The following is a 12912-nucleotide window of genomic DNA, read 5'->3' on the forward strand; positions in this document are numbered from 1 at the left end:
GTTATAATTTGATTTTTAACTGTTGAATGTAAAAATCATACTAAAATTTGATTGGCACTGTATTATATTTGAGCAAAATTTGTGGTTTTAAAATAAAAAATAATTTTCAAATGAAGAAAAAACCTGTTTCTATTAGAGATATTGCAGACGAACTAAAGACATCTGTAACTACAGTATCTTTTGTTTTAAATGGTAAAGCAAAAGAAAAACATATTTCGAAAGAGCTAACAAAAAAGGTTTTAGATTATGCAAAATTAATAAATTACAGGCCTAATCAAATTGCACAGAGTCTTCGAACTGGGAAATCAAAAATTTTGGTTTTTATGGTTGAAGATATTTCAAATAATTTCTTTTCTAAATTAGCTAGAATTTTTGAAGATATTGCCTACGATAAAGGATATAAAGTTATTTTTTGTAGCAATGAGAATGATGATGAAAAATCTAATGAATTAATCAATTTATTTAATTTCCGCCAGGTTGATGGCTTTATTATAGTACCGTCTCCAGGTATAAAAGACACTGTTGAAAATTTAATAAATGATAATATACCAGTGATTTTACTGGACAGGTTTTTTGAAGGATTAGATTGTAATAGTGTAGTTATTGATAATGAGCAGGCTTCTTTTGATGCAACATTACATTTGATAGATAATAAGTTTAAGAATATTGGTTTTATTACAACAGCTTCAGATCAAACGCAGATGCAGGGGCGTCTGTCAGGTTACGAAAAAGCTGTTAGTGAAAATGGTTTAAAATCGAATACACTTCAAATTCCTTACAATGAAATCTATAAAGGCAAGGGTAAACAATATGTTAAGAATTTCTTAGACCAACATGCAGATTTAGACGCTGTTTTTTTTGCGACTAATTATCTTGCACAAAGTGGGCTGGAAGTTTTTAAAGAGAATAATCCTAGATTAATTTATGATTTGGGAATTATTGCCTTTGATGATAATGATATGTTCAAAATTTACGATCCTACCATTACTTCTGTTTCTCAGCCTTTAGTTGAAATTAGTACTACGTTGATGGAAATAATGTTGACTCTTTTGAAGAAAAAAGATGTGACTGAAATACCTCATAAAATTATGCTGAAAACAGAGTTGATTATTCGTGAATCTTCGTTGCGAAAACAGCTTTATATCTAAAAAATATTTTATAATTAATTTAAAATACTTTTTCTTCAAACAGATCTGAGTGTCAATATTTTCAATTGATTCTCAGATTTTTTGTATATGCATTTTTGGTTTATGATCTTATTTCTTTTTCTTACAAATTTTTATTCTTACTATTTTTGTTTTCTTCTTTTTTGTTGTTGAATTATAACGTTTTCGTAAATATTTATTGAAGAATATTTAAAAATAATTCCCAAATTAACATGTGAATTGAAAAATTAACATAAAAATTGTATTTAGGAAAAAAAATTTTTTTTTACTAAAACGTTTTAGTATGTTTGCTTTGAATTATTAATAGTTTGACTTTTAACGATTAGGATTACAATAATCATTTTGCAAACTTTTTAATAATGATTTAGATTATCCTGAAAGTGGAGGTAAAGAGCGAGGCTTTTTTTTGAAAAAAAACTAAATCGATTTAGTAAATATATTTAAAGGCAGTCTAAAGTTCATATTACATAATTAAAACAAAACATCAAATGAGTTCAAGACGTAATTTTTTAAAGAATACAGCATTGTTGGCCGGAGCAACAACAATGCCTATTGTAAATGTATTTGCTGAAGAACCTTTGGAAAAAACAGTTACTATACCTCCTGTAAAATTGCCTTATAAGAATACATACATAAAAAATATTTTTGTTACTGAAAACGAATTTCGAAATGCCAAACCAAAAATTACAGAATCACCAGGTTTTGAAAAAGCAAAAGAAATTTTACCTATTCCTCATTGGAAAGGGAATGAGGATGCAATTAATATGTATTGGAAAACTTGGGAAATAGCTTTTAAAAACATTAAGAATCCTTCCGAAGAATCCGGTTTCATAACTTCCTATATCGATACCGCATACAATGGAAATATTTTTATGTGGGATTCTAATTTTATCACTCTTTTTGCTCGATATGGATCTCGTGCTTACCCGTTTCAAAATACTCTGGATAATTTTTATGGAAAACAGCATCCTGATGGTTTTATATGTCGCGAAATTTGGGGAACAAACGGAGAAGATTGTTTTCATAGATATGACCCAACAAGCACAGGTCCAAACTTAATTCCATGGAGCGAGATGGAATATTTTAAGCAATTTGGTGATTTAGAAAGATTGCATAAAATTTTCCCGGTATTATGTGCCTATTATCAATGGCTTAAGCTAAATAGGACTTGGCAAGATAAATCATATTGGTCTAGTGGTTGGGGAACAGGAATGGATAACATGCCTCGTGTTCCAAAAGAATACAATCCCATATTTTCACACGGACATATGACATGGCTTGACACTTGTTTGCAACAACTATTCATAGGTAAGTTACTTGTTGATTTTGGATTTTATACTGAAAGATGGCAAGAAATTGAAGATATTGAGGACGAGACAACTTCTCTCAAAAAAATAATTAAAGAAAAATTGTGGGATCCTAAATCAAACTTTTTCTATGATAGATATGCCGATGGTAGTTTAGGAACTTTAAAAAGTGTTGGGGCATATTGGGGATTATGGTCAGATATACTTACTAAAGAAGAATTAAATTCATTTGTAAATCACCTATCTGACAAAGAAACATTCTACAGAAAACATCCTATACCGTCTATCCCGGCCAATCATGAAAAATATCAAGCTGACGGCAGATATTGGCAAGGAGGAGTTTGGGCTCCAACAAACTATATGGTAATTAAAGGTCTTTTGAACAATGGATATTACAAACAGTCTTTTGACCTTGCTATGAAACATCATGAGCAAGTAAAAGAAGTTTTTAAGAAAACTAATACTTTCTGGGAATATTATGCTCCAGAAACAACAGACCCTGGGCTATTGGCACGACCAGATTTTATTGGTTGGACCGGTTTAGTTCCTGTTTCTATATTATTTGAATGCATTTTTGGAATAAACTCTAATTATGTTAAAAAAACAATTGATTGGCATGTTAATCTTATAGAGGAACATGGTATAGATCGATATCCTATAGGTTCTCATGATATGTTGTCATTCAAATGTGCAGACAGATCATCCACTAAGCAACGTCCTTCAATAGTAATAGAATCAACTATGGAATTAACATTAAATTTAAGTTGGGAAGGAGGAAAAGAAACAGTATTAATTAAACCAGGAAAAAATAAAATACCCTAAATCTTAAAATAAAAGTAAAAATATTTTATCGAATTTATTTGTGAGATTTTTATATAAATAATAGAAACTAAATCATTTAAAAAAGCCTATGAAAAAAAATAGATATTAAAAGAGTAAAAAAATAATATTAACCCGAAACTATATTAAAAATGTTTAAAAAAATAAAAATTGATTTCTTCTTTAATGCCAAAACTTATACGGTATTAAGTATGTTTATATTTCTTTTCTCAACTGTTGCCTTTGCACAAGATCGTAAGATTTCAGGGGTGGTTAAGGACTCAAAAAATATCCCTTTACCTAGTGTAAATGTTCTTCTTAAGGGTACAGCTAATACTACAATGACTGATCTTGATGGTAATTTCACGATTGCAGTGCAAGATGAAAATTCACAACTTGAATTCACATCAGTTGGATATAAAACTATTCTAAGTAAAGTTGGTTATTCAACAAACTTAGAAATAGTATTACAAGATGAGTCTCAAGTATTAGATGAAATAGTAGTTGTAGGTTATTCGACTCAAAAGAAGAAAGACTTGACTGGTGCGGTTTCTTCCATTAAAATGGATGATATAAAAGATTTATCTACTTCTGGAATTGTTAGTGCTATTCAAGGACGCGCTTCAGGTGTAACGGTTTTGCAAAGTAGTGGAACTCCTGGTGCTCCAGCAGCGGTGCGTATTCGTGGAATTGGTACGTTTGGAAACAGTGAACCGTTATATATTATTGATGGAATGCCTGCTGATAATATGAACGACCTTAATCCTAATGATATTGAAAGAATGGACATTCTTAAAGATGCAGCTTCTGCGGCAATTTACGGTTCCAGAGCAGCAAACGGTGTGGTTATTATTCAAACAAAAAAAGGATCGAACAAAGAAAAAACCAGTATCTCGTTTAATACATATGTAGGATTAGCATCTCCTACTAATAAAATTAAGGTATTGAATGCTGAGCAAAGAAATATGATCCATACTGAAGCTTTTACTAATGATGGATTAACTGTTCCAGATTATTATTCTTCGGATTACGCTAAAGTTAGCAGAACAAACTGGATGGATGAGATATTTACTGATTCTGCAGTTCAAACAAACTATGATTTAGGTATTTCTGGAGCTTCCAATACTGCAAGATATAATGTAGCGTTCGGTAATTTAGATCAAGAAGGAATCTTGAAAAATACTGGGTATGATAAAACTACCTTTAGATTGAATACAGAGATAGATTTATTTAAAAACGTAAAGTTTGGTGAAAACCTGATGCTTACTAGTTCTGAGCAAACAAAAATTCAAGATTCAGGTGACAATGGAGCAATTGCATCTGCATTACGTTATGACCCTTCTGTGCCGGTTTATGATCCAGAAACAGGTGGATATAGTGGTAGTGGCGATTTAGGCACCGATTTAAAAAATCCTTTTTCTATTGTTGAAAGAGCTGATCATAAAGTAAGAAGAAAAAGAATATTTGGAGATATGTATGGTGAATATAAGTTTTTGAATGATTTCACATTAAAAACTGATTTTGGATACGATTGGAGCAGAAATGATGATAAGGAATTTTTCACTAGAGTTCCTGAAGAAGGAAGAGCATCGGATAAAAATGAATTGTATGAAGGGTATGTTGAGAGCACTCGTATGATGAATACAACTACTTTGAAATATGACAAATCATTTGGGAATCATCATATCATGGCTTTAGGAGGAACTTCATATGAAGTTTATAATGAATTGAATGGAGAAACAAGCGTAGGAGGATTTATATCCGAAGATCCATCTCAAAGATATATTAGTGCATCTACTGAGACGAGATATCTTCGTGGAGGTAGAACAGAATGGGCATTACAATCTTATTTTGCTAGAGTAAATTATGACTTTTCAGGAAAATACCTATTTTCAGTAAGTTACAGAGCTGATGGTTCATCTAAATTTTCAGAAGACAATCGTTGGGGGTATTTCCCTTCAGTATCTGCAGGATGGCGTATCTCTGATGAGTCTTTCTTTGATGGAATAAAGGAGCAAGTTCAGAGTCTTAAATTGAGAGCAAGTTATGGTTCATTAGGGAACCAAAATATTTTTAGTAATTATCCAACTAAAGCGTTATTGTCAGACACACGATATAAACCTGTTTTTGGGGTAACTGAAAATCCATCTTATGGAAGATATGAATCTTCTATTCCAAATCCAGATTTGAAATGGGAGGTAACAACACAATCTGATTTAGGATTGGATTTAACTTTTCTTAAACATTTCGATTTAGTTTTTGATTATTTCGTAAAAGAATCATCAGATATTTTACTTCAAGTGCCTATTACTTCAGTTTCTGGAGTTACAGAAAATCCGTGGAGAAATGCTGCGGATGTTCAAAACAAAGGGTATGAAGTATCTCTTAGTTACAACACCAAAATTAATGGTCTTGGAATTAAAGCCTATGGAAACTTAAGTCAGGTAAAAAATAATGTAACTTCCTTAGGAGATGGATCTACTAGTGCGATTTTTTCTAATACCTATAATGGACAAGCAATTACGCGCACTGTAGTAGGAAGTCCAATTTCTCACTATTATGGATACAAAACAGACGGAATTTTCAAGAGCCAAGCGGAGGTAGACAACTATACAAACAGTGCAGGAGAAAAATTGCAATCAAATGCTCAAGTTGGTGACGTAAGATTCGTAGATTATAACAAAGATGGTAAAATTGGAGGAGACGATAGAACTAATATTGGAGATGGTTTTCCAGATGTTTCTTATGGTTTTGGTGCTGATTTGGACTATAAAGGTTTTGATTTATCATTATTCTTCCAAGGAGTTGCAGGATTTGATGTTTTCAATGCTGTTAAGTACCAAGGAATGAACGTAAATCCAAAATACAATCAATTTTCTGAAATTTTAGATCGTTATCACCCAGTAAATAATCCGAACGGAAATGGTCCTAGAGTTTCGACATTAGATGAGAATGGAAATAAACAATTTTCAGATCTGTATGTTGAAGAAGGAGATTATCTAAGACTTAAAAATATTACTTTGGGTTACTCTTTTAATAAAGAGTTGTTGAGAAAAGTAAAATTGGAAAAAGTGAGATTATATGTAAATCTTCAAAATTATTTAACGTTCTCGAAATATAATGGTTTCGATCCTGAAGTTGGAGGAAATTCGGGAGTTGATTACGCTCAATTTCCACAGCCAAAAACATTTTTAATGGGATTAAATATTAACTTATAAAATTTTAAATGATGAAAATATATAAATTTTTAGTATTACTTTTTATTGTTGCCTCGTGTGATTTAGAAAGAGAGCCTTATGGAATTGCAGGTTCTTTCAAAACTGAAGCGGACATTCAATTAGCATTGAACGCGGTATATGATCCTTACTATGAAGAAGAAGGTTTTGGAGAAGGCTGGTTATTTTTTAGTGCAGCAAGTGATGATATGATCGTAAGAGCCACCGGTGAAGATGAAACGAAAGCAGTAATGAATTTTGCTACTCCTACTAATACTTCTTGGACTAATGCAGACAACTGGCAGAAAATGTATCGTTCTATAAGAAGAGCTAATGACGTTATTAAATATACGCCAGATATTGACATGAGTGAGAGTTCTCGTAATAAAATTATGGGAGAAGCAAACTTTTTGGCAGGTTTTGATTATTTCTTTATGGCAAAAAGATATGGAGGTTTACCATTTTTTGACGTGACAAATCCAGAGGAAATTAATCCAGCGCGTCAAACTAAATTAGAAACCTATAAAAGAATAGAAGCATATCTTTTAAAATCCATCGAATATTTCGAAAAGGAAAATCTTTGGAAACGTTCTGATGATGATTTTGGAAAACCTAATTTAGGAGCAGCTTACGGTCTATTGGCAAAAGTTTATGCACACTGGGGTAAATTTGAAGAGTGCAAAGCTATGGCCGAAAAGGTTATTAATTCTGGACAATACAATTTAGATCTTGCTAACGGAAATGGATTTAAAGATCTGTTCTCTTTGGAAGGAGAAAAAAACAGTGAGGTCTTATTCAATTTAACTAGTAAACCAGTTGATCACCAAGGAACAATTACTTCAGTAATTCTTTTGTCAGGAAGCTTTTCTGGAGGTACTGGATGGTATTATATGAGTCCTACAAAAAGTTTAGCTGATGCTTTTGAAGCTGGTGATTTACGTAGAAATGTTACTGTTAGAGGAGTAGGCGAACAAATATTGCGTTTGGGAGAGGACTTTACAATTACAGAAGAGAGCATTGCTGATATGGGTACAGGTTTTATGTGTACAAAATATTATGCGCCTTATGAAAAGTCATCATCTTTCCCTTGGGAGTCAGGAAAAGACGTGCCATTATTGAGATATTCAGATATTTTGCTTTTGCATGCTGAAGCAATAATGCAATTGGCTGGAGCAGGGCCTACTAATGCTTCTACACCAGTAGCAGCTGCGGCTACTTCTTTCAATAAAGTTAGAGTACGTGCAGGCCTTGCTCCCATTGCAGCACCTACATTTGCTAACTTGGTAAGAGAGCGTCGTTGCGAATTGGCTTATGAAGATGATCGTCATTTTGACCTTGTTCGTTGGGGAATGGCTCAATCAGTATATGCAGCAGCTACCTTAGCAAATGATCCAAGAGGTCCTAGAACTTTTACACCAGGAAAAGATGAAGCTTTCCCTATACCTCAAGTAGAGATAGACAACTCTAATGGTGTTTTGATCAATAATCCAAGTCCTGGATATTCTACATTTTAATTTTAAAAAAATAGGCTGTTTTAAATTTTAAACAGCCTATTTTTTAAATTACAGTCTTTTAGCTTATTGAAAATATCGAAAACAAAAAGTACCTCTAATAGTTATCGATATTTTATATAAAAATCATATTCGTAATAGATGTTTTTAACTATTCTTTGATGAAAAAAAATGCTTTAAAGCCAATCAGTTTATTTTTGATTTTCTATGTTTTTTTTATTGGCCAACAGCAGTTGTCGGCTCAGCAGAGTAAAAAAAAGGATATTAGTTATTCAAAAAAAGACGTTGCAAAAGTGGTCGATTACATTCACAAAACTTACAAAGAGGATTATACTTCTTTGCCTAGTAAACAAACATTAGATTGGCAAAAAGCTTGTGTTGCAATGATGTTTGTCCATGCTTATGAAGTACTTGGAGATGAAAAATATCTTAAATGGGCAGAAGAAGCAGTTTATGTTGCCTTTGATTTTAGCGATGATCAATGCTGGGGTGCTAATGCAATATTAGAATTAAACAAACACAATATTCAAGCAAATCCTAAATCCTATACTCATTATGAAAATGGTAAGGTTTACAATGAAGAATACTCCTATAAAAACATTTTTGATAAAACACTGACAACTCCTTTAGGTACGGCAGCAGATCCCTATTTTGGTTTTTTAGACAATTCAAAAACAGGTTTTGGAGGTATATTTTGGAACAAACAAAACCACGCTTATCACAGTTGTACAATGGGACAAGCAATTGTATTAGCATATTTAATTCCTGAAAACACTATTAATGACAAATCAACTAAAGATTTTGCTTCGAGATGGATGTCGATTCAAACAGAATATTTAATTGATGCAAAAACAGGAAAAGTGTATGACTCCTATGTGCTTTCGTCAAAAAAACAAAATTCAGGAGATTTTGTTTATAATTATGGAACAACATTAGCAGCTTTGGGTCTTGCTTGGAACAAAGATCAAGAAAGACAACTTACTGTAGGCACTACAGCAGATGCGATAGTTAATTATATAATTACTAAGATGACAGACAAATATGGTGTTTTATACAATCCTAATGCTGTCGATTTAAGTAAAGATTCTATCGCCTTCAATGGTATTTTTATGCATTTTGTACCGTATTATTTATTTTCTGACATTCCTTCTGCTAATAAAAATAAAATGAAAGAATATATTAATAATTGTTCTCTTGTTGTTTGGGATCAAATCAAAAAGAACTCAAACAAGGAGAAAAACAATTATAGCATTAGTTATTCTTGGGGAAAGCCACATAATAAAAAGACGACCAATTGCATGACGACAGTTTCGGGTGTAGAATGTCTATTAACAAGTATTCAGATAAAAGAAAACAAGAGTCCATATTAATATTTTAAAAATGAAAAAAACAGTATTATTCCATTTTATTATTTTGTTTTTATTTGCTGGGAAGGTATCCTATTCTCAACAAAGAGATATCACACTTATTATGGCCTCGGATTTGCATTTTGATTCTGCTCCTGAAACAGATCAATTTTATCATATACTGACAATGAATAAATTGCCACATACTTATGTTTGGGCAAAAGACGCTCCAAAATCTTTTGTTGGTGAAACCTTGACAAAAGTTGATGGTGTTGTTATTTCAGGAGACACTTTTGATAATCCGTGTCCCGAGAGCATAAAAGCATACAAAAGAAGATATGAAATTGGCACCGGAGAAAAACAGATTCATTACAATGTTTACCCAGGCTTTGGAAATCATGACGTTCATCCTGGTCAAAAAGGCGATGTAGATAACTTATCAGGACGTGCATATTCATTAAAATTTCTAGATTCGACATTGCAGGCAAAACTTTCAAAAAAGGAAATTTTGAATATTCATCCTTCCAGCCGTGCCTATTCTTGGAATATTGGTGATGTTCATTTTGTTCAAATGCATACTTATGCTGGAGATACTACTTACTGTGAAAGTAATATGAAATGGCTAAAAGAGGATCTGAAAAAATACGCATCAAAAGGTAATCCAGTAGTTGTTGTTCAGCATTATGGCTTTGACGATTGGGCTGCGAAATGGTGGCCAGAAAAAGTTCGCAGCCAGCTTTTTGATCTTCTTGACCAATATAACTTAGCAGGTTTTTTTGTGGGACACACTCATGAAGCTTCCGTTCAAACGTATAAAGGACACAATATTTATCAGATAAATAATGCTTGGCCAGATGAAGATGGCAATGGCTCTTTTGCAGTATTAAAAATTAAAGGAAATGATGTGGGTATTGCCACCTGCAGATGGATAGATGACAAGGGAAATTATGAAATAATTGCTCCAAAATTAAACAGTACATTGAAGAAATAATACAATCTACTACAAAGAAAAAATGCAGTAATAAACATCTACAAAAATGAAAAAATCTATTAACCTTTTCGCTATCCTATTTTTTGTGGCGATATCTTTCAAGAGTTTTGCTCAAAATAATACTGAAGGAATTTATGCAAAAAATGAATTGAGGGCTCCTGCATACCCATTAATAAACATAGATCCATATACCAGCGCATGGTCGATGGCTAATAATTTATATGATAAACCGGTAAAGCATTGGACAGGAAAAGATTTTCCATTTGTGGGTGCTTTGCGTGTTGACGGAGTGACTTATCGATTTATGGGTACAGAAGATGTTCCTATGAAAATGATTGTTGGAATGGCATCTTCAGAAGAATGGAACGCAAATTACACATTTGATGCTCCTAAATCCAACTGGCAATCACCTTCTTTTGATTCTAAAAATTGGAAACAGGGCAAAGGTGGTTTCGGAACAAAAGGAGAAAATGATATAAAGACACTTTGGGAAACAGAAGACATCTGGGTGCGTAGAGAAATCACATTGAAAAACGATTATACTAATAAGAAAGTATATTTAAAATTTTCTCACGATGACGATACCGAAATTTACATTAATGGTATAGAAATTGTGAACACAGGTAATGATGTTGGTAAAAATACTGTGATTCAAATTCCGCAAAATGTTGTAAAAACAATGAAGAAAGGCAAGAATATAATAGCGGCTCATTGTAAAAATAGAATTGGCGGAGGTTTGCTTGATTTCGGAATTTGTATCGAAATGCCAGTAGAAAGACATTTGGAAACTACGGCTGTTCAAAATTCTGTTGACGTGCAGGCTACACAAACACGTTACACATTTACTTGTGGTCAGGTAAATTTAGAACTAACATTTATGGCGCCTTTATTAATGGATAATTTGTATTTAGTTTCTCGCCCTGTAAATTACATTGGTTATTCGGTAAAATCGAATGATTCAAAAGATCATGATGTTTCTATTTACTTCGAAGCAGCTCCAAGTTGGGCTTTAGATGAAGCCTCTCAAGCAAGTGAAAGCAAAGGTTTTGAGAAAGGAAATCTTTCCTATGTAAAAACGGGTAGTATTTCGCAAGATGTTTTGGCAAAAAAAGGAGATGATGTCCGCATCGATTGGGGCTATTTTTATCTTTCAGGCGAAAAAAATAAAGTAAAAAGCGCAGTAGGCAATCCTTTTGAATTAAGAAAAACTTTTGTAAAAAATGGAAATGTAACCGCTGTCGCAAAAGAAGTGAAGAATGGAAATATTGCTTTGTCTGAATCATTGGGAAAAGTTTCCGGGACAAAATCAGGCAAGATAATGTTGGGATACGACGACCTTTATTCTATACAGTATTTTGGACAGAACCTAAGACCATACTGGAATGAAAAAGGGGATAAAACGATAGAAACCGCTTTTGAAGAAGCTAATGTTGAATATGCCAATCTTACATCAGAATGTACCAAGTTTGACAATAAATTAATGGCAGATGCCTTAAAATCGGGTGGAAAAGAATATGCCGAATTATGCGTCTTAGCTTATCGTCAGGCAATTTCGGCACACAAATTGGTAAAATCTCCAAAAGGGGAGTTGTTGTTCTTGTCTAAAGAAAACTTCAGTAATGGTTCAATAGGAACTGTGGATATTACGTATCCATCAGCACCTTTGTTTTTGATTTATAACCCTGAATTAGCAAAAGGTTTGATGAATCATATTTTTGAATATAGTGAAAGCGGAAGATGGAAAAAAACTTTTCCTTCTCATGATATAGGTACCTATCCGCAAGGAAATGGTCAAACTTACGGTGAAGATATGCCTATTGAGGAAGCTGGAAATATGATCGTATTGGCAGGTGCAATCGCTGTGGTTGAAGGGAATGCTAAATATGCTGAAAAACATTGGGACGTTTTGACAACCTGGACAAACTATTTAGTTGAAAAAGGATTGGATCCAGAAAATCAACTTTGTACGGATGATTTTGCTGGACATTTAGCCCATAACACTAATTTATCAGTGAAAGCCATTATGGGAATTGCTTCTTACGGACACCTTGCCACAATGTTGGGTAAAAAGGAAATCGGTGAAAAATACACCCAAAAAGCGAAAGAAATGGCGATAATTTGGGAGAAAATGGCAAATGAAGGTGATCATTACAAACTGACATTTGACAAGTCTGGAACATGGAGTCAGAAATACAATTTGGTTTGGGATAAATTATTGCAATTTGACATTTTTGACAAAGCCATTTTTGATAAGGAACTAAAATATTACTCCACCAAACAAAATATATATGGATTGCCATTGGACAGCCGTGCCAATTATACTAAATCGGACTGGATAATGTGGACAGCAACACTATCTTCTGACAGAGATACTTTTGAGAGTTTCATAAAACCTATTCATAAATTTATGAGCGAAACCACAGACCGTATTCCAATGTCGGATTGGTATAACACCGATACAACTAAAAATGTTGGATTTCAGGCTCGTTCGGTTGTCGGAGGTTACTATATAAAAATGTTAGAAGATAAACTTAAAGAAAAAAAATAATTAGGAAAA

Annotated in this window: 7 protein-coding genes; all 7 read left to right on the forward strand. The window is 32.9% G+C overall.

Going from position 1 to position 12912, the window contains the following annotated elements:
* The first annotated feature begins 110 nt into the window (after positions 1–110).
* The gene (locus AC1DY0_RS11415; protein WP_477188723.1) at positions 111–1148 is read left to right on the forward strand and encodes a LacI family DNA-binding transcriptional regulator; all 1038 of its coding nucleotides are present in this window, start codon (positions 111–113) and stop codon (positions 1146–1148) included.
* A 506-nt stretch (positions 1149–1654) separates the two neighbouring features.
* Positions 1655–3295 (forward strand): MGH1-like glycoside hydrolase domain-containing protein, encoded by a 1641-nt coding sequence (locus AC1DY0_RS11420; RefSeq protein ID WP_477188724.1) that lies wholly within the window; start codon positions 1655–1657, stop codon positions 3293–3295.
* A 149-nt stretch (positions 3296–3444) separates the two neighbouring features.
* Positions 3445–6510: a SusC/RagA family TonB-linked outer membrane protein gene (locus AC1DY0_RS11425; RefSeq protein WP_477188725.1), complete on the forward strand. Its 3066-nt coding sequence runs from the start codon at positions 3445–3447 to the stop codon at positions 6508–6510.
* A gap of 11 nt (positions 6511–6521) precedes the next feature.
* Positions 6522–8021 (forward strand): RagB/SusD family nutrient uptake outer membrane protein, encoded by a 1500-nt coding sequence (locus AC1DY0_RS11430; protein WP_477188726.1) that lies wholly within the window; start codon positions 6522–6524, stop codon positions 8019–8021.
* Positions 8022–8179: 158 nt separating this feature from the next.
* Complete coding sequence (locus AC1DY0_RS11435; protein ID WP_477188727.1) at positions 8180–9388, forward strand: hypothetical protein; 1209 nt, start codon at positions 8180–8182, stop codon at positions 9386–9388.
* 10 nt (positions 9389–9398) lie between these two features.
* Positions 9399–10355 carry a metallophosphoesterase gene (locus tag AC1DY0_RS11440; protein ID WP_477188728.1) on the forward strand — a complete coding sequence of 319 codons (957 nt, stop codon included), beginning with the start codon at positions 9399–9401 and terminating at the stop codon, positions 10353–10355.
* 46 nt (positions 10356–10401) lie between these two features.
* Positions 10402–12903, forward strand: coding sequence for a glutaminase domain-containing protein (locus tag AC1DY0_RS11445; protein ID WP_477188729.1), 2502 nt, complete (start codon positions 10402–10404; stop codon positions 12901–12903).
* The last annotated feature ends 9 nt before the right edge of the window (positions 12904–12912 follow it).

The organism is Flavobacterium sp. P1_E4 (assembly GCF_056405915.1).

Bases quoted from the DNA above. Each gene is read 5' to 3' on its own strand.
- AC1DY0_RS11415 (WP_477188723.1), top strand. From the start codon at position 111: ATGAAGAAAAAACCTGTTTCTATTAGAGATATTGCAGACGAACTAAAG.
- AC1DY0_RS11420 (WP_477188724.1), top strand. From the start codon at position 1,655: ATGAGTTCAAGACGTAATTTTTTAAAGAATACAGCATTGTTGGCCGGA.
- AC1DY0_RS11425 (WP_477188725.1), top strand. From the start codon at position 3,445: ATGTTTAAAAAAATAAAAATTGATTTCTTCTTTAATGCCAAAACTTAT.
- AC1DY0_RS11430 (WP_477188726.1), top strand. From the start codon at position 6,522: ATGAAAATATATAAATTTTTAGTATTACTTTTTATTGTTGCCTCGTGT.
- AC1DY0_RS11435 (WP_477188727.1), top strand. From the start codon at position 8,180: ATGAAAAAAAATGCTTTAAAGCCAATCAGTTTATTTTTGATTTTCTAT.
- AC1DY0_RS11440 (WP_477188728.1), top strand. From the start codon at position 9,399: ATGAAAAAAACAGTATTATTCCATTTTATTATTTTGTTTTTATTTGCT.
- AC1DY0_RS11445 (WP_477188729.1), top strand. From the start codon at position 10,402: ATGAAAAAATCTATTAACCTTTTCGCTATCCTATTTTTTGTGGCGATA.